The 16,575-nt window shown below is 60.7% G+C and carries 18 protein-coding genes and 1 tRNA gene; 8 read left to right on the top strand and 11 right to left on the bottom strand.

The genetic code is table 11. The features are described 5' to 3' along the window. Positions 1 to 108 precede the first annotated feature (108 nt). From KZX66_RS00575 to KZX66_RS00560, 4 genes are all read right to left on the bottom strand, one after another. Positions 109 to 2,139, bottom strand: a complete 2,031-nt coding sequence (locus tag KZX66_RS00575; RefSeq protein WP_248075173.1) for a methyl-accepting chemotaxis protein — start codon at positions 2,137 to 2,139, stop codon at positions 109 to 111. Between the two features lie 160 nt (positions 2,140 to 2,299). Further along, positions 2,300 to 3,136, bottom strand: a complete 837-nt coding sequence (gene ampE, locus KZX66_RS00570) for a regulatory signaling modulator protein AmpE (protein ID WP_248075171.1) — start codon at positions 3,134 to 3,136, stop codon at positions 2,300 to 2,302. Further along, complete coding sequence (gene ampD, locus KZX66_RS00565) at positions 3,133 to 3,696, bottom strand: 1,6-anhydro-N-acetylmuramyl-L-alanine amidase AmpD (RefSeq protein ID WP_248075170.1); 564 nt, start codon at positions 3,694 to 3,696, stop codon at positions 3,133 to 3,135. The genes ampE and ampD overlap by 4 nt, the downstream gene beginning before the upstream one ends. 61 nt (positions 3,697 to 3,757) lie before the next feature. After that, positions 3,758 to 5,908, bottom strand: coding sequence for a DUF1631 domain-containing protein (locus KZX66_RS00560; protein ID WP_248075168.1), 2,151 nt, complete (start codon positions 5,906 to 5,908; stop codon positions 3,758 to 3,760). A 246-nt stretch (positions 5,909 to 6,154) separates the two neighbouring features. On the opposite strand from KZX66_RS00560, the gene nadC reads away from it, so the two are divergent. Continuing rightward, positions 6,155 to 7,003 (top strand): carboxylating nicotinate-nucleotide diphosphorylase, encoded by an 849-nt coding sequence (nadC, locus tag KZX66_RS00555; protein WP_248075166.1) that lies wholly within the window; start codon positions 6,155 to 6,157, stop codon positions 7,001 to 7,003. Positions 7,004 to 7,067: 64 nt separating this feature from the next. On the opposite strand, the gene KZX66_RS00550 is transcribed toward nadC, so the two are convergent. The 4 genes from KZX66_RS00550 to KZX66_RS00535 form a co-directional block, all read right to left on the bottom strand. Then, on the bottom strand, positions 7,068 to 7,373 hold the full coding sequence (locus KZX66_RS00550; RefSeq protein WP_248075164.1) for a DUF6388 family protein: 306 nt from the start codon (positions 7,371 to 7,373) through the stop codon (positions 7,068 to 7,070). 151 nt (positions 7,374 to 7,524) lie between these two features. Continuing rightward, a tRNA-Thr gene (locus KZX66_RS00545) sits at positions 7,525 to 7,597 on the bottom strand. 48 nt (positions 7,598 to 7,645) lie between these two features. After that, positions 7,646 to 9,046, bottom strand: coding sequence for an O-antigen ligase family protein (locus KZX66_RS00540; RefSeq protein ID WP_248075162.1), 1,401 nt, complete (start codon positions 9,044 to 9,046; stop codon positions 7,646 to 7,648). 34 nt (positions 9,047 to 9,080) lie between these two features. Beyond that, entirely contained in the window at positions 9,081 to 9,494 is a 414-nt protein-coding gene (locus KZX66_RS00535; protein ID WP_282445783.1) for a pilin, read from the bottom strand. Positions 9,495 to 9,696: 202 nt separating this feature from the next. Between KZX66_RS00535 and KZX66_RS00530 the strand changes: the two genes are divergently transcribed. From KZX66_RS00530 to yacG, 4 genes are read left to right on the top strand one after another with little or no spacing between them, the layout of a single operon-like run. Beyond that, positions 9,697 to 10,905 carry a type II secretion system F family protein gene (locus tag KZX66_RS00530; protein ID WP_248075158.1) on the top strand — a complete coding sequence of 403 codons (1,209 nt, stop codon included), beginning with the start codon at positions 9,697 to 9,699 and terminating at the stop codon, positions 10,903 to 10,905. Further along, positions 10,902 to 11,768 (top strand): A24 family peptidase, encoded by an 867-nt coding sequence (locus KZX66_RS00525; RefSeq protein ID WP_248075156.1) that lies wholly within the window; start codon positions 10,902 to 10,904, stop codon positions 11,766 to 11,768. Before KZX66_RS00530 ends, KZX66_RS00525 begins: the two co-directional genes overlap by 4 nt. Beyond that, positions 11,765 to 12,388, top strand: coding sequence for a dephospho-CoA kinase (gene coaE, locus KZX66_RS00520; RefSeq protein WP_248075153.1), 624 nt, complete (start codon positions 11,765 to 11,767; stop codon positions 12,386 to 12,388). Before KZX66_RS00525 ends, coaE begins: the two co-directional genes overlap by 4 nt. Further along, on the top strand, positions 12,385 to 12,585 hold the full coding sequence (yacG, locus tag KZX66_RS00515) for a DNA gyrase inhibitor YacG (protein ID WP_065887991.1): 201 nt from the start codon (positions 12,385 to 12,387) through the stop codon (positions 12,583 to 12,585). Before coaE ends, yacG begins: the two co-directional genes overlap by 4 nt. On the opposite strand, the gene KZX66_RS00510 is transcribed toward yacG, so the two are convergent. From KZX66_RS00510 to KZX66_RS00500, 3 genes are all read right to left on the bottom strand, one after another. Further along, positions 12,582 to 12,797, bottom strand: a complete 216-nt coding sequence (locus tag KZX66_RS00510; protein WP_003171680.1) for a hypothetical protein — start codon at positions 12,795 to 12,797, stop codon at positions 12,582 to 12,584. The two genes, yacG and KZX66_RS00510, sit on opposite strands and share 4 nt — an antisense overlap. Before the next feature lie 76 nt (positions 12,798 to 12,873). Next, positions 12,874 to 13,563, bottom strand: coding sequence for an energy-coupling factor ABC transporter permease (locus KZX66_RS00505; protein ID WP_248075151.1), 690 nt, complete (start codon positions 13,561 to 13,563; stop codon positions 12,874 to 12,876). Next, positions 13,560 to 14,027: an FAD/FMN-containing dehydrogenase gene (locus KZX66_RS00500; protein ID WP_248075149.1), complete on the bottom strand. Its 468-nt coding sequence runs from the start codon at positions 14,025 to 14,027 to the stop codon at positions 13,560 to 13,562. Before KZX66_RS00500 ends, KZX66_RS00505 begins: the two co-directional genes overlap by 4 nt. Before the next feature lie 218 nt (positions 14,028 to 14,245). Here KZX66_RS00500 and KZX66_RS00495 point away from each other — a divergent pair, with 218 nt between their 5' ends. Genes KZX66_RS00495 through KZX66_RS00485 form a run of 3 tightly spaced genes read left to right on the top strand, consistent with a single transcriptional unit; the run spans position 14,246 to position 16,463 of the window. Further along, positions 14,246 to 14,875, top strand: a complete 630-nt coding sequence (locus tag KZX66_RS00495; protein WP_248075147.1) for a DUF1780 domain-containing protein — start codon at positions 14,246 to 14,248, stop codon at positions 14,873 to 14,875. 55 nt (positions 14,876 to 14,930) lie between these two features. Then, positions 14,931 to 15,104 (top strand): DUF3094 family protein, encoded by a 174-nt coding sequence (locus tag KZX66_RS00490; RefSeq protein ID WP_248075146.1) that lies wholly within the window; start codon positions 14,931 to 14,933, stop codon positions 15,102 to 15,104. A 60-nt stretch (positions 15,105 to 15,164) separates the two neighbouring features. Continuing rightward, the gene (locus tag KZX66_RS00485) at positions 15,165 to 16,463 is read left to right on the top strand and encodes an NAD(P)/FAD-dependent oxidoreductase (protein ID WP_248075144.1); all 1,299 of its coding nucleotides are present in this window, start codon (positions 15,165 to 15,167) and stop codon (positions 16,461 to 16,463) included. The last annotated feature ends 112 nt before the right edge of the window (positions 16,464 to 16,575 follow it).

Below are 16,575 nucleotides of genomic sequence, written 5' to 3'. Positions count from 1 at the left end.
CCCTTGGATTGAGAGAAACAAATTCTCACATTCGCGCGGGCAAAAAAGACCCACGGGAAAAACCAGATCGGCACTACGCCAACGGAAGATCCATCCTACTGCTGCGCCTTACACACGGAACGCCCCGATCAATTGCTTCAACTCGATCACTTGTATCGACAGCTGCCGACTCGCCGCCTCGGTCTGATCAGCGCCTTGGGCGGCGTGCTCGCCGGCGCGATTGATCTGGACGATATTTTGGTCGATGTCGTGGGCGACGGCCGTCTGTTGCTCCACGGCGGCGGCGATCTGTTGGTTCTGATCGACGATCATGCCCACGGCGCCGAGGATATTTTCCAGGGCCTGTTGGACTTTTTCCGACTGCCCCACGGTGCCACTCGCCATTTCATGGCTGGTGCCCATGGCGTGTACGGCCGCGCCCACGCCAGTGTGCAAGCGGCTGATCATCTGTTCGATTTCTTCGGTGGACTGCTGTGTGCGCCGTGCCAGGGTGCGCACCTCGTCGGCCACCACCGCGAACCCACGCCCCTGCTCGCCGGCCCGAGCCGCCTCGATCGCTGCATTGAGCGCCAGCAGGTTGGTTTGTTCGGCAATACTTTTGATCACTTCCAACACGCTGCTGATGGACTGGCTGTCGGTGGCCAACTGGTTGATCACTTGCACCGACAGGTCAATCTCCGAGGCCAGCCGCGCGATGCTGCTCTGCTGGGACTGCACCAGCCCACGGCCGTTGACGGTTTCATCGTTGACGCTATGGGCACTGCTCACCGCCGCAGCGGCATTGCGCGCGACTTCCTGGGCGGTAGAGGACATCTGATTCATGGCCGTCGCCACCTGTTCGATCTGCATACGCTGACCGGAAACGGCCTGGTTACTCATGGCCGACACCGTTTGCACTTGGCCGGCCTGCCATTCGACCTGGCTGACCGTGTGTCCGACGCGCTCGATCAGATCATGGATTTTGCCCACGGTACCGTTGAACACCTGCCCCAAGTCACCCAACTCATCACGGCTTTGCGCGACGAACGTGACGGTCATGTCGCCCGCCGCCACCTTGTCCATCATCACCGCCAGATGCCGCAGCGTGGTGCGTGTGGAGGCATAGAAGCCGGCATACAGATAAAAAATCAGTAAAAACACCGCCGTCAACGCCGAGACCAACAGCACCATGTGCAAGCGGTTCTGCGCCAGGCGCTGTTCCAGTTGGTGTCCTAAAAACGTCAGGGTGGCCTCATCCAGCTGATAGGTCTGGCCCATCAATTGGCTGACAGCGTTGTAGAAATCCTGCCACGGTGCATCGAGGGTTTCGGCCATGACCACCTGTTCTTCGAACAACTCGCTGCCTTGTTTGAGGCTGGCGTTGCTGGCCTTTGCCAGACTGTCGAGCGCGTCGTGGGCGGTTTTGCTGGAGCCCAACGCGTCCTGCAACTTCAGCCCGTATTCGGCCTGGAGCTTTTCCAGTTGCTGAAGCAACTCGTCAAAGCGTGTACTGGACGATGAGTTGAGAAAGCCCTGGCCCAGAGAATAGGCACCCATGGCCCGCCCTTCGCCCAGGGTTTGGGTCACTTGCGGGGTGACGCCTGTGATCAGTTCGCTGAGCTGACGCAGGTCGCTTTGGGGGTCGCGGCTCAAGCCGGACTGGCTGGCAATGATCTGGCTGAGCATCTGTGCCTTGTTGAGCAGCTTGCCGATCAGCGCACTTTTGCTGAGCAGTGAGGTTTCCTGTTGCTGGGCTTTGAAGGCGGCGATCAATTCGTCGCGCTTGCCGTCGAAAACGGCGATCTGCTCTGGGTCAGTGGCCATGGCGCTCAGCCCCTGCAGGCGACCGAGCACGCTTTTTTCCAGGGCGCCGATCTGGCCCTCCAGGTCACCGGCCTTGCCGGATTGACCGAGGGTCGCGTTGATCTGCACCTGATTGTTGAGGGTTTCCAGGTCTCGGCGCAGGGCCAGGCTGCTACCGAGCAGGTCGAGGCTTTGCAGCTCAATCCGAGTGCCCTGGAATTCGCGCCAGGAATCGCGCACCAGGTAATAGTTGGTCGCCAGCATCGGCAGCAGGAACAGTACGCTGATCAAGCTGAACTTCATGCCGAAACTCAGGCGGTTCATCAGCGCGACGGCGGGATAGAGCAAGCTCTTCACAGGTCAACTCCCTTTCTTTATTTTTATTGAGGCGCAGGGCGACGGCACAAAGCCACTATTTGGCGCTCTGTCTGTATAGCTCAATTTGAAAGGGAGTTTTGTAACTTAAGGTTAACGAGAGCCTGTGCCAAGGGCTGCAAAGCAGCCCTCACAGAAGGGGTTAAGGCAACACCGTCCAGATGGCGAACCCGGCGTACCACAACACTGCAGCACGCAGCAGCAGTTCCCATAGGCGATCCAGGCTGTTGATACCGTCTGCGCCCACAACGGGCGGCGGGATCTCGGCCGCCACCAGCCCAACCTTTTCGACCAATTGGGCGGCACTGATGTCCCAGCTCAGCAATTCGTGGAGCATTACGCGGCTGACCGCGACGAAGTTGCCCACCAAGGCAAAGCTGGCGGCCAGCAAGCGCACCGGCAACCAATCAAACGCATGCCGCAGTTGCCCGGCGCGCTCGGCCACCAGGGAGTTCTGGCTGTGTTCACTGGCCAGCGCCAACAGGCGATAAGCCAGGGCGGCGACCGGCCCCAGCAGGAAGTACCAGAAAATCACCGCGAAAAAACTTTGGTAGGCCTGCCACAGCAAATGGCCCTGAACACGTTCCAAAAGCTGCTCGCCGTTGTCGGCGCTGAGCTTCAGGTCGCGCTCGGCCACATGTTCGGCGGCCTGTAAATCACCGCGACGCCAAGCGTCGCGAAACGGACCGAGCCCAGCCAGCAGGTCGCCACGCCCCAGGCTGTAGATCACCACCAACAGGTGCACCGGCAGCGCCAACAGGCCATAAGCCACCGGCTCCAACACCAGCAGCAACAGCGCCAACAGTGTCACCGGCAACAGCACCAGGACGGTCAGAACCAACCACGGCTGCTTGCCCATGCGCGGGCTCGATTCCAGTTTGGCCAATTCGCGCAGCCAACCGCCATCACGCTGCAATCGCTGGCGCAGGGCAGAGAATTTCTCGATCCACACCGCCAGCACCAACACCAGAAAACTCATCGTACGTGTCCTCCATCCTGCAGGGCGCTGCGAAAGCGCGTCCAATCAAAAGCGGGACCGGGATCGGTCTTGCGTCCCGGGGCAATATCGCTGTGACCACAAATACGCTGCGCGGTGATGTCAGGGTAGGCTTCGAGCAATTGGCGGGCCAGCTCGATCAGCGACGCATATTGGGCGTCGGTGAACGGCAGGTCGTCAGTGCCTTCCAGCTCAATACCCAGGGAAAAGTCATTGCACGTTTCCCGCCCTTCGAACCATGAGACTCCGGCATGCCAGGCGCGGTCGCGGCAGGAGACAAACTGCGTTACCGCGCCATCGCGCTCAATCAGAAAATGCGCAGACACCCGTAAGTCGGCGATCCCCTCAAAGTAAGGGTGTTCCGTGACATCCAGGCGATTCTGGAAAAACGCCTGCACCTTGCCCGTGGCGAACTGCGCCGGTGGCAGGCTGATGTTGTGCACCACCAACAGCGAGATTTCGCCGGCGGGGCGCTCGTTGAAGTTGGGTGATGGGCAATGGCGAATGCCCTGGCACCAACCACTGGCGGGGTCCAACTGCATACCGAATCCTTGAGCGTGACTAAGTGTGTCCAGTATGCCGCGTTCGACCCCGTGGTTGCGATCACTTGCCGCGATTGAGTTGACGCAACCTGCCAATAACGGCCGTCAACGCACGCTCGAACAGCGGCCCATCGTCCAGGGCATGTAACGCGCCACGCTTGAACGCCTGCGCCAGTTGGCCAGCACTTTTCTCCGCGACCTTGAGGCCTGTGCGGCCAACGAAAATATAGGTATTGGCCGCAGGGATGATAGCCAACAGCTTGCAGCGCAGGGTGTCTGCGTGGTCTTGCTGGAACACGACCCACCCATCGATGCGCAGTTGGCGTGCCTTGAGCAGGTCAGGATCATCGTCCGACAGGCCGTCAAGGGAGTCGGGCGGTAGCGCGCTGAACACAAAGGGCTCGCGCACTTCGACCAACCCATCGACGCCTTCGGGTGTTTGGACATGCAAGGCCTGCAAGCGCACAAAAAAATCATGGGTGCTGAACGGGTCGAACGCGGCACCTGTCAAGCCGTCGCGCAAGGACTTGAGCAAGCCCGGTAACTGCTCCAGCAAATGCAGGCCGGCTTCGGTGTCTTGCGGCAGGCCGACGCTCCAGATCAGCTCGTCCATGGTGCGCAGCCCCGCTTGCCATTGGACCGACTGCTCGCCGTGCTTGAGGCAAGTGAGGAGCAACACCTGGCTCCAGGCCTGCTGCAGGAACTGCACCACCGCACGCGGTAATACCTTGCCCAGCAGGCGACGATTGAGCACCTCGGCCACTTGCTGGCGGGCTGCTTCGGTCAGTACGCGCCCGGCTTCGGCATCGCGGGTGTGCTGTTCCAGCAGCTCACTGCGCCGTCGCTCATCGGCGGTAAACCCACAGAATTCGGCGAGCAACTGGGAAAAAATCCGTGGATCTTCGACAAACTCATCGAGCAAACGCTGCACCACCCGCTCGATGTGCTGGTACAGGCCGTCGTGCTGATAATCATTGACGGGGCTCCAGCCCAGGGCCGTCGCCGCAATTTCATTGAACAGGCGCCGCGCCGGGTGACTGGCGCGACTGAAAAAGCTCTTGTCCTGCAATGCAACTTTCAATAGCGGGATCTGCAAGCGTGCAATCAACGGCTTGAAGGCATCGGGTACAGCACGGTCATCAAGAATGAATTCAAACAGCAGCGCGATCAGGTTGATCACGTCTTCGTCCGCCTCCTCCAACACCCGCGACTTGCCGCTCTTGACGCTGACACGGGTGAGCAACTGTTCAAGCTGGCTGCACAGGTCGAAATCGTCCTCGGCGTCAGGCTCGGGCACGTACTGCTGCAAATGGGACAGCAGCCGCAAGAGGTCACGGGTGGCGATGGGCTGGGGGTCAGCACTGGCTTCCAGGGTGGGGGCCACACTGCCGCGTACCGGTTTGAGCAAGGCCTGCAAGGCGCCAAACGCTTGCTGACCGTTTTCATCGACGGGTTGTTCGGCTGGAGACGCGGCCTCTTCGCGTGGCTGATCACGGGCAGCACGCCCGCCGGGTCGACGGGAGGGTGGTGCTTTGAGTTCGGGCAGCACGCCTGTCGCTATCAGCAACTGATTGGCTTCGCCGTACAGGTGGTCGGCGTCAGTGAGCACGTATTTTTCAAACAGCTTGAGCATGATCAGTTTGACGCGGATCTCCACGCCCAGACTGCGACCCGCCCGCAGGAAACATTCGCACAGCAGCGCCGGCCCCAGAGGGTTCTCACGGTCATCCAGGCGATTGCCCAGTAAGGCACTCAAGCGTGCGGTGAGTTGCGACAACGCCAAACCGTCGCGGTGGCGTACCCGGTCAAGCATGGCCTGGAGCGCCACGGCTTTTTCCCGTTCATCCCTGCAGGTGCCTGGCACCGCGTCATAGGACAAAACCGGCGCCAGTTGCAGCTCGGCGCGCCCGGCCTGGTCCAGCCTGGCAAAGGCGTCGAACAGGCCTTCCATGAACACGCGCTCGAAATTCTTGCGCTTGAGGCGCAGGTCTCGCATGGCCTCGAAGAAAATATGCTGATCTACGTTATTGCGAGCTTTGTCGGCCATTTCGAACAACGTGTCATCGGCGTTATCGAACAGCTCTTGCAGGCCCTGCTGCAACTGTTGTGCGGCCTTGTCGCGAACCTGCAGCAATACCATCGGCAGACGGGCGAGCGGCGATGGCGTGACGTGCGCCTTTTTGATTGGCACCACCTTTCCGTCATTGTGCATCCTGGCCTCCTGAAACGGCGGTATTGATTTGGGGAAAAATCGGGTACAGGCCCGCTGGGGCGCTGCGAACAACCGGTTACCACCAGCACGTCAAAGCTATGACGCCAATTGCAAGGCGCGAGATTATCTTGCAAATGAGGGGGGTTGCGCCAGCAAACTCTGACATCACGCGGTAAATGAGTGGTGAGTCTGGGTTCGCACGCACACTGCCCCTATAATCGGGACACTTTGTTTGTGGAGCCTGTTATGCCGAACCTCCGTCTTGCCGACCTCACCGCCGAAATCGAAGCCAACGTGCGCCGCGCACTGCTCGAAGACATCGGCAGCGGCGACATCACCGCACAGTTGATCCCCGCCGAACGGCTGGCCACGGCTACCATCATTACCCGTGACAACGCAGTTATCGCCGGTACGGCCTGGGTGGACGCGGTGTTCCGCCAACTTGACCCACGCGTCGCCGTGCACTGGCAGGTGGCCGACGGCGAGCGCGTCAGCCCCAATCAAACGCTGTTCCTCCTCGAAGGCCCGGCACGCTCGCTGCTCAGTGGCGAACGCTCTGCGCTGAATTTCCTGCAACTGCTGTCCGGGGTGGCCACGCGCGCCCAATTCCTGGCGGACTTTGTCGCCAGCACTCAGGTCAAGCTGCTGGACACCCGCAAAACCCTGCCCGGCCTGCGCCTGGCGCAGAAGTACGCCGTCACTTGCGGTGGCTGCCATAACCATCGCATCGGTCTGTATGACGCGTTTCTGATCAAGGAAAACCATATCGCCGCGTGTGGCGGTATCGCCCAGGCCATCACCGCCGCCCACGAGATCGCACCCGGCAAGCCGGTGGAAATCGAAGTGGAAAGTCTGAGTGAACTGCGTGAAGCACTGGCGGCGGGCGCCGATATCATCATGCTCGACGAGTTGAGCCTGGAAGACATGCGTGAAGCGGTGCGCCTGAACGGCGGCAAGGCGAAGCTGGAAGCCAGCGGCGGGATCAATGAAACCACCCTGCTGCCCATCGCTGAAACCGGGGTGGACTACATCTCCATCGGCGCGATGACCAAAGATGTGAAGGCGGTGGATTTGTCGATGCGACTGAGCATCTGAGCCGAATATTCCGGGCTTATGTGGTGAACGGGCTTGTCCCGCTCACCACAAAGGTACGTTCGCATCAAACGACCAGGTTATTCATCTCGCAGTATTCTTCCCATTCGACACCCAGCACTTCGGCAGCCTCTTTGTGCAGGGCCAGCCGTGCCGCTTCGAACGCCTCAGGTGTCGAGGTGTACTTGAGGGTCAGCTCCCAGGGCTGAAGGCCCTGGCTCTCGGCCTCGTCCTCGAATGCCCACTGGATCTGGTCGCGCTGGTCATCGGCGCTCAGGTCCTTGATCTCTTCTTTAAGCTGCGGCGTGTCCTCAAGGTACTTCTTGAGCGCTTCTTCGTGCCGGGCCTGCTGGGTCATTTCAGTCGTGGTCATGTCTGTTCTCTTAGATCAAGGAATGGGGATGCATCTGGGTCATCAAGGTTGCGCAGATACAAAAGAACAGGCACCTATGCCGGTTCGTCTGGCCTTCAGAACCATTCTGGGATCATCTGAAAACGTTGCATTTGTAGCAGTGTTGCCCTTGTGCCCGAGACAGGAATCGAACCTGCGACCTTCGCGTTACGAGTGCGCTGCTCTACCAACTGAGCTACACGGGCGGTGGGCTAAAGCTAGCACCGCATTGGGCGTCCGGCAACTTGCACGCCTCAGCGAGCAATCACGCCCTGGGCCCAGAAGCGTGGCTGCAGGTGCCGGCTCTCGCCACTCAGGTACTGCTGCTGGGCCTGACTGATATGGGGCACGTCGCGCAGGGCGATGTACACCAGCAGACCAACGGCCAACACACTCAACCCTGTCCATGCGCGCCACGCCAACGGTTGCGTCGCGGTCACCGGCGTGCGCCACACATGCAGCGCCATCAGCCATCCCACCACCAGCGCCAGCCACACTTGGGAGTTGGGCATCACGATCACACCATCGACCATCGCCTGGACCAGCGCACCGACCAACCCTGCAAACAGGCATAAGCGCAACAGGTCTGCGCGCGCGCCGGACTGCGCCCGCTCGCGCAACACCGCAACCGTGGCCCAGCCGGCACGCCACGCCAAAAACGTCACGCACAGGGCCGATGGCACACCCCATTCGCTGGCCCACTGCAGCATCGCCTGATGGGGATGGGCGGCAATCCTGTTGGCAAGATCGGCAAAATGCATCGGCCCGAAACCCAACCATGGGCGTTCCACGAGCATATGCCACGCCTGCCACCAGATCGGGCCGCGCCCCGACAGCGAGGTGGTGAGGCGTTCACTGGCAGCGTTGGCGAGCTCAATCCCCAGGTAATCCGCCAGCAGCGTAAATATCAGCCCATACAGCAACAACCCGCCCAGCATGGCCGCCAACTGCCAACCGAGCCAGCGCCGCCCCCAAGGACCAAGCACCGCCAATACGACGCCAGCCACGCCCATGCCGAGCCAGGTACCGCGCGTGCCGCCCCCGATTGCGATCAGCCACCACCCGCACAACAGCGCGAAGGTAGCCGCTCGCACAGTGCGGGAGACGGTCGGCATCAGCAGGGGCAACGCCAGCAACGGCAGGGTGAAGGTCTGGAACTGACCGTAGAAACGCTTGTTGGAAAACCCCGACAGCAGCAGATCAGGGTCCAGCGTGCGTGCGCCACTGGTGAACGCCAGCGCACCGGCATACAGGTATTGAATCAATTTGATCAGGCACAGCAGCGCCACAATCAGCATCAAGCCTCGATCCAAGGGCTCGCCTCCCCGCCGACGGAGCAAGGCAAATGCCAGGGAGATGGCCGCACAACTGACAAACAGCGCCACTTCGGTAAGTGCCCACAACGGTTGATGGGCCAGCACCGAAGACACAAGGCCCAGCCCCACAATCAGTGCCAGCCCCCAGGCCGTCACACGATCCACCTGGGGTTCGGCAGGGGCCACCGACAGCGCGTAAAGCACCGCGCACAGCGCGATGGCGATCTGCATGACGCGTTGCAGGTCGTGCCCACTGAACGGCGCGCAAATCCCGACCGTGAGCAGGCACGCCACGACTACCAGGAAAACACCGCCTCGCTGCGCTACGGATAACCCCATCGGCCCCTCTGCGTCCCTGTGGATGGCTCAGCCGTTACGCACCGTCGGCGCCGCAACCTTTGCCGACGTACTTGGCTTCAGCGCTGGTGGTGCACGTCCAGCCAGTGGTGGCGCTGCGTGTCAGGCTGATGGTCTTGCCCAGCACCGGCGCCGGTGCGTCGAGGATTTCACACCGGATGGCGCCCGCGCCCGTGGCCACATCCCCGGTCACATCGATCTTGCAATTGGCGGTGGGGCTGGTACCACCGATCAACGCCAGCGTCGGCACGCTGCCCTGGTTGATCGTGTCTTCATAGCCCGCCTTCAAGGCGCTGATTTCAGCCAGGCCGGCGGTGAACTTGGCCTTGGCCTGGTGCGTGGTGTACATGGGCAGGCCGATGGTGGCCAAAATGCCGATGATTGCCACGACGATCAACAATTCGATCAAGGTAAAGCCTTTCTGACGCATCACATTCACTCTCCAGAATAGAACTCATGACAAGGCGCATCCTGCGCCCCGTGGTGTACAGCGGCGCCAGTGTACTCACCCGCAGGGGGTCGATCGCGCGCAAGACGCACATTCTGACATTTTATCGGCTCACATCATCGGGCCGGAGTCCGTCACCTGACTACGCTATAAATCTTCGACGACCTGTGTGCGGAACTGTGACATGAGCAATGCTTCGACGACATACGCCTGGGAAGGCATCAACCGCAAAGGACGCCGGGTGTCCGGGCAAACCGCCGGGCACAACCCGACCGTGGTCAAGGCGCAGTTGCGTCAGCAAGGCATTAGCCCTGGACGAGTGCGCCAAAAATCTCCGGTGCTGCCGAGCCTGGGCCCAGCGATCAAATCAGCCGATATCACCCTGTTTACGCGCCAACTGGCCACGCTGCTCAAAGCGGGGATCGCCCTTTTGCAGGCCTTCGACATCATCAGTGAAGGCTTTGACAATCGCCCTGCGCGCGAACTGGTGCAAAGCCTGAAGCAACAGATCGCCGCCGGTACCAGCCTGGCCGTCGCGCTGCGCAAACACCCACGCTATTTCGATGACTTGTACTGCAACCTGGTCGCTGCCGGCGAGCAGGCCGGGGCACTCGACTCCCTCCTCGAGCGCGTGGCGATCCACCGGGAGAAGAGCGAGCTGCTCAAGGCTCGGATCAAGAAGGCCATGACCTACCCCATTGCTGTACTGGTGATCGCCAGCGTTGTGACTGCCGTGCTGCTGATCCATGTGGTGCCGCAATTCCAGACTTTGTTCGCCGGGGTCAACGGCGAACTGCCAGGGTTTACCTTGCATGTCATCGCTCTGTCAGCGTTTATGCAGCAGGCTTGGTGGATATTGGCGCTGGGCCTGGGGACAGGCACGGTGGGGCTGCGCCATGCGTATCAAACCTCGCCGGGTTTTCGCTATTGGCTGGATGCCGGTTTGTTGAAAGCGCCGCTGGCAGGCAAACTGCTGACAAAATCCGCCGTAGCCCGCTTCGCCCGCACCCTTTCCACGACCTTTGCCGCCGGTGTCCCATTGGTGCAGGCGTTGGATTGCGTGGCGGGTGCGGCGGGAAACGGTCCGTTCAAACAGGCAATCGAGCGTATGCGTCGCGATGTATCTACCGGCATGCAGTTGAATCAATCCATGCTCGCCAACGGCCTGTTCCCTGGCATGGCGATCCAGATGACCGCGATCGGCGAAGAGTCGGGCACGCTGGAACGCATGCTGGAAAAAGTCGCCCACCACTATGAAACCGATGTGGACAACCTGGTCGACAACCTCACCAGCCTGATGGAGCCGTTGATCATGGTGATACTGGGGGGCATTGTCGGAGCACTGGTGATCGCCATGTACCTGCCGGTGTTCCAGCTGGGGAGCGCATTTTGAGCCTGCTGTTAAGCGAGTACCCGTGGGCCTTTGTCGCGATCGCGTCAGTGCTGGGGCTGATCGTCGGCAGCTTTCTCAATGTGCTGGTCTGGCGTTTGCCAAAAATACTCGAACGCGAATGGCGCGCCCAGGCCCATGAAGTGCTCGGTTTGCCCGCCGAGCCCCTGGGACCGACCTACAACCTGATGCACCCGAACTCCTGCTGCCCCCACTGTGGGCATGCAATACGCCCCTGGGAAAATATCCCCGTGTTCAGTTACCTGCTGCTCAGGGGCCGCTGCGCCCACTGCCAGGGGTCAATTGGTGCGCGCTACCCATTGACCGAACTGGGGTGCGGCCTGATCTCGGCACTGGTGGCCTGGCACTTCGGCTTCGGCTGGCAGGCCGCAGCGGTGCTGGTGGTGAGCTGGGGATTGCTGGCAATGAGCTTGATCGATATCGACCATCAGTTGCTGCCGGATGTGCTGGTGCTACCGCTGCTATGGCTGGGGCTGATCGTCAATGCTTTTGGGTTACTGACGACACTGCCCGATGCGCTGTGGGGAGCGGTGCTTGGATACATGAGCCTGTGGAGCGTTTTCTGGCTCTTCAAGCTGATCACCGGCAAGGACGGCATGGGCCACGGCGACTTTAAGCTACTGGCCCTGCTCGGGGCCTGGGGTGGCTGGCAGATAGTCCCCATGACACTGTTGATGGCCTCGCTGGTCGGGGTGATCATCGGCCTGATCCTGATGCGCCTGCGCAACGCCCAAGCGTCGACGCCCATGCCCTTTGGGCCGTATCTGGCAATTGCCGGCTGGATTGCATTGCTCTGGGGTGGTCAAATAACCGACTTCTATTTGCAGTCTGTCGGTTTCAGATGACCACTTCTGTTGCAACACCTTGGGTTCTTGGCCTCACCGGCGGCATCGGCAGCGGTAAAAGCGCCGCGGCTCAACACTTCATCGACCTGGGCATCGACCTCGTCGACGCCGACCACGCCGCGCGCTGGGTGGTCGAACCGGGCCGACCGGCACTTGCGCGCATCGCCGAGCACTTCGGTGCAGGCGTGCTGCAGCCTGACGGCCAGTTGGACCGCGCCGCGTTGCGCAAGCTGATCTTTGAAGTCCCCGAAGAGCGCCTATGGCTGGAAGGTCTGTTGCACCCACTGATCGGCGAAGAGATTCGCAGCCATCTGGCGCGTGCACGCTCGCCATACGCGATCCTGGTGTCGCCGTTACTGATCGAGTCCGGCCAGTACAGCATGACCCAGCGCATTCTGGTGATCGATGTGCCGCAATCGCTGCAGATACAGCGTACCCTGCAGCGCGACGGCATCAGCGAACAGCAGGTGCAAGCGATTCTCAAGGCCCAATGCAGCCGTGAAGACCGCCTGAACCATGCCGATGACGTGCTGGTCAACGACAAAGACCTCGCCTGGCTGCACAGCGAGGTCGAGCGACTGCACCACTTTTACCTTACTTTGCGTGGAGGCCGATCATGAGCCAACCCTTGACCGTCGACTGCCCAACCTGCGGTGCACCCGTGGAATGGAAACCCGACAACCTCAACCGGCCGTTCTGCTCGGACCGTTGCAAACTCATCGACCTGGGTGCCTGGGCCGCTGAAGAACATAAAATTCCCGTGGCTCCGGATGCTGAAGACGAGCTGTTTTCCGAAGACCTGCCGCCGCGCCACTAAGGCCGCATAAAGGCATATTCCTGCTGGTCGTCGAGGTTCTCTGCAAGGTATTGCAGCTCGTCGGCCAGGTCTTCAAAGCTGCGCACGCCCTTGCTCTGCTGCACGACGGCGCTGAGCATCGCGCGCAGGGTCAAGCCAGGGTCAAAACCAATTTCCTGTGCCGCATCCTGGCTTCTGCGTAGCTCCTGCCGTGCCCATTCATACACACTCATGATCCGCGCTCCTCGCATTACTCATATTAGTTTTGCGCAGCATGGGCTCGCCACGACACACTGGATTTGATCTGGATCAAGGCTGCGAATCGTCGTCCTTCCAGGGCGCCGAGAGGTAGCGTGTACGGTTAAATGTCTCCAGCCATTCCGGGCAGAACACCACCAGAGCGCTGATCACCGTGCCGTTGATAAACGCCTCGGGGAAGATGATCAGCCAGAGGTAGCCGACGAAGTCTTCCAGCCATTGCGGCATGGCAAAACGCCCGTCGAACCACAGCAAGCCCAGCCCCAGCAACAGGCAGAGCAAAGCCGACAACGCGGCGGCAAAAAAACCGGAACAGAAGATATACACAAAGGGATTGCGTGGTTGCGCCCGCTCTACCAGCAGTGCGCAGGCCTCGGTGACCAGCACCGGCAGCACGACCAGCAGCAGACCGTTGATGCCAAGGGCGGCCAGGTCCTGACGTCCGAGCAACATCAGCCCCAACTGGGCAGCAAAACCGCCGACGATCGCCAGCGGCCAATCCAGCAGCAGGGTCACGGCGGTCATGCCAATAAAATGGTAGGAAACGCCGGTATCGAAATCGCGCCGCACCAACCACAACATAAACAACGCGAACACCGTACCGAACAGCAGATGCTGACGCCGCCGGTCGGCAAATACCTCAACCCAGGGCGAGCGCAGGATCGCCCAAATCACCACTGGCGCATACAACAGCCAGCCGATGCCAAGCGTCATTGGCGCCAGCACCGCGGCGCTGATCACGGCGCCGCCCGCTCCAACGCCTGGCGCAGGTCAGCGGCAGAGCCGTATTCGCGCTGGCCAACCAACTTGCCGTTCGCCAGTTGCAACCACAGCACTTTATCCACAGGCCCTGGGTAGCGAGGCGCAATACGTGCGTCACGGTCCAGCATCACCCGGTAGTTGTAAGCCCGCATGGCAGGCACGGCGAACAACGTGGCGACCAATCGGGGCATGCGCTGAATGTCCGCAACGAACACCGCATGTCGTGCTTCAAGATAGCCCTTGGGCTGCCCCTGCAATGCTGCGTCGACTTGCTTGGCGGCATCCATGCTACGGGCGACCAACAGGATCTGCGCCTGGTCATTCAAGGTGTAGGCCTGATCGTACTGATCCAGCAAGGTCCAGGGGGCCACGCGCTCGCCTACTTCGACAGCCTGCGCCAACAGGGGCAACACGCTGAGCGCTATTAATGCAAAATACCTCACCACACACTCCTCAGATCAAGGCTCGCTCACTTGGCGTGAGTATGACTGCAGTGATCGACCTTTCAAGCCCTGTACGACTAAGGCCGGTAGCCAGCGTCGTTCAGTGACGGCGTGAATGCCGATGAAGCAGCGCGAACCAGGTGGAAAATCCCACGCAACTGAAGGAAATGCCCCCGCCTCTGTTTTTATCATCACATTTGAGCGCTAAGCTGCTGGCTATGGATGACTCAGACTACCTGCGCCTGCTCACCGTAGCGGCCGAACAAGCCAACGCGTTCCTGTCCAATGCCCGCAAATGGGAGCGTGAGCGTTGGGTCTGCCAGCGCCTGTTACAGGGCTTGAATGTGTCTTATCGCGCCGAAGAGTTTCACCCGGCGGGGCAAGAGCCACCGGATGTGCTGTTCCGCGATGCCAGTTTCGAGGTGTTTTTCGTGCTGGATGAAGGCCGGCGGCTGAACGACGAATGGCGCGACGAGTTGCTACGCCGGCGCAATGCCTTCTCCCTTAGCCAACTGGTGCGGCGCGAAGCCAAGCCGCGGCGCATCCCCGCCCATGAGTTCCTGCTGCGCCTGGCGCCCACCTTGCGTAAAAAAGCGCACAACTATAAAGAGCGCGGGATGGACCTGGGCGAACTGGATATCGTCGCCTTCGCCAGCCTCAAGCGCGAAGTGCTCGACCTCAACAGTCACTTTCCACCGCCCACCGAATACCTGCGTCAGGGCTGGCGCTCGCTGTCACTGGTGGGGCCGACGTTTGCGCGGGTGCTGTTTGCCCACCCGGACGCACCCGATTTCTTGCGCAACAACCTGGGCCGCAGCATAGTGTTCGACGTGGGTATCAGCCTCTGATACCGCGGACTGTAACGTGGCGCCCTTTTGCAACGTCTACCTGACGAGGCCTTATATGACCAGCCGCCTGAACCCCGACGACCAACAGCATGTCGAAGAGTACCTGCAACTCTCCCAAAACCGAGTCGAGCGCAAGCCTTTCAGGCCGTGGCTGCTCCTCGGTGTGGTGCTGACGGTGGTGATCGGGCTTGGCCTGCTGAGTCGCCTTTTGAGTTACCTGACGCTATGAGCCGCCTGGCGCTCGCGGGGGTAACTGCTCCGATTTCTTTTAGCCTTGCGAGATATCCCCATGACCCATCGTATTATTATCGTCGGCGGCGGTGCCGGCGGCCTGGAGTTGGCTACCCGCCTGGGTAAGACCCTGGGCAAGCGCGGCACCGCCAGCATCACGCTGGTGGACACCAACCTGACCCATATCTGGAAGCCCCTGCTGCACGAAGTGGCCGCCGGCTCGCTGAACTCTTCGGAAGACGAACTCAATTACGTCGCCCAAGCCAAATGGAACCACTTCGAGTTCCAACTGGGACGCATGAGCGGGCTCGACCGTGAACAGAAAAAAATTCAGCTGGCCGCCACCCTCGACGAAGAAGGCCGCGAACTGGTGCCTGCCCGCGTGCTGGGCTATGACAGCCTGGTGATCGCGGTCGGCAGCACCACCAACGATTTCGGCACCGAGGGCGCGGCGCAGCACTGCCTGTTTCTAGATACCCGCAAACAGGCCGAGCGCTTTCACCAGCAGTTACTTAATCACTACCTGCGCGCCCATGCCGGGCAGACAGACGTGGTGGAAAAGATCAGTGTCGCCATCGTCGGCGCCGGCGCAACCGGTGTCGAACTGGCCGCAGAACTGCATAACGCCGCCCATGAACTGGCCGCTTATGGTCTGGACCGCATCAAGCCGGAAAACATGCACATCACCCTGATCGAAGCCGGCCCACGGGTGCTGCCGGCCTTGCCGGAGCGTATCGGCGGGCCTGTGCATAAAACCCTGGAGAAACTTGGCGTCACCGTGCTGACCAACGCTGCGGTGAGTGAAGTCACCGCCGATGCTTTGATCACCAGCAGCGGCCAAGTGATTCCCGCCAGCTTGAAGGTATGGGCCGCCGGGATTCGCGCACCGGGCTTCCTCAAGGATATCGATGGACTGGAAACCAACCGCATCAATCAGTTGCAGGTGCTGCAGACCCTGCAAACCACCCGCGACGAGAATATCTTTGCCTTCGGCGATTGCGCCGCCTGCCCACAACCCGGAACCGACCGCAACGTGCCGCCACGGGCCCAGGCCGCTCACCAGCAGGCGTCGTTGCTGGCCAAGTCGCTCAAGTTGCGGATCGAAGGCAAGGAGCTGCCGACCTACAAGTACACCGACTACGGCTCGCTGATCTCGCTGTCGCGCTTCTCGGCGGTGGGTAACTTGATGGGCAACCTGACGGGCAGCGTAATGCTGGAGGGCTGGTTGGCGCGGATGTTCTATGTGTCGCTGTACCGCATGCACCAAATGGCGCTGTACGGCTTCTTCCGCACGGCCATGCTGATGCTGGGCAGCAGGATTGGACGAGGCACTGAGCCACGCCTCAAATTGCATTAACACCACAACCTGATGCGGGAAGTGGGCTTGCTCGCTCCCGCATTTGCTGCGGTACCACAAAAATCGCGGATAAAAAAAATCCCCGTATCTTTCGATACGAGGATTTTTAATA

This window comes from Pseudomonas sp. EYE_354 (assembly GCF_023148575.1).
Classification (GTDB): Bacteria; Pseudomonadota; Gammaproteobacteria; order Pseudomonadales; family Pseudomonadaceae; genus Aquipseudomonas.
Note: the sequence above shows the minus strand (reverse complement) of the source record. Positions and strands in the feature narration are given on the sequence as shown.

Excerpts from the sequence above, each read along its gene's own strand:
- coaE (WP_248075153.1), top strand. The coding sequence starts at position 11,765 with ATGACCACTTCTGTTGCAACACCTTGGGTTCTTGGCCTCACCGGCGGC.
- KZX66_RS00485 (WP_248075144.1), top strand. The coding sequence starts at position 15,165 with ATGACCCATCGTATTATTATCGTCGGCGGCGGTGCCGGCGGCCTGGAG.
- KZX66_RS00495 (WP_248075147.1), top strand. The coding sequence starts at position 14,246 with ATGGATGACTCAGACTACCTGCGCCTGCTCACCGTAGCGGCCGAACAA.
- ampD (WP_248075170.1), bottom strand. The coding sequence starts at position 3,696 with ATGCAGTTGGACCCCGCCAGTGGTTGGTGCCAGGGCATTCGCCATTGC.
- yacG (WP_065887991.1), top strand. The coding sequence starts at position 12,385 with ATGAGCCAACCCTTGACCGTCGACTGCCCAACCTGCGGTGCACCCGTG.
- KZX66_RS00510 (WP_003171680.1), bottom strand. The coding sequence starts at position 12,797 with ATGAGTGTGTATGAATGGGCACGGCAGGAGCTACGCAGAAGCCAGGAT.
- KZX66_RS00540 (WP_248075162.1), bottom strand. The coding sequence starts at position 9,046 with ATGGGGTTATCCGTAGCGCAGCGAGGCGGTGTTTTCCTGGTAGTCGTG.
- KZX66_RS00490 (WP_248075146.1), top strand. The coding sequence starts at position 14,931 with ATGACCAGCCGCCTGAACCCCGACGACCAACAGCATGTCGAAGAGTAC.
- KZX66_RS00550 (WP_248075164.1), bottom strand. The coding sequence starts at position 7,373 with ATGACCACGACTGAAATGACCCAGCAGGCCCGGCACGAAGAAGCGCTC.
- KZX66_RS00535 (WP_282445783.1), bottom strand. The coding sequence starts at position 9,494 with ATGCGTCAGAAAGGCTTTACCTTGATCGAATTGTTGATCGTCGTGGCA.
- ampE (WP_248075171.1), bottom strand. The coding sequence starts at position 3,136 with ATGAGTTTTCTGGTGTTGGTGCTGGCGGTGTGGATCGAGAAATTCTCT.
- KZX66_RS00560 (WP_248075168.1), bottom strand. The coding sequence starts at position 5,908 with ATGCACAATGACGGAAAGGTGGTGCCAATCAAAAAGGCGCACGTCACG.
- nadC (WP_248075166.1), top strand. The coding sequence starts at position 6,155 with ATGCCGAACCTCCGTCTTGCCGACCTCACCGCCGAAATCGAAGCCAAC.
- KZX66_RS00530 (WP_248075158.1), top strand. The coding sequence starts at position 9,697 with ATGAGCAATGCTTCGACGACATACGCCTGGGAAGGCATCAACCGCAAA.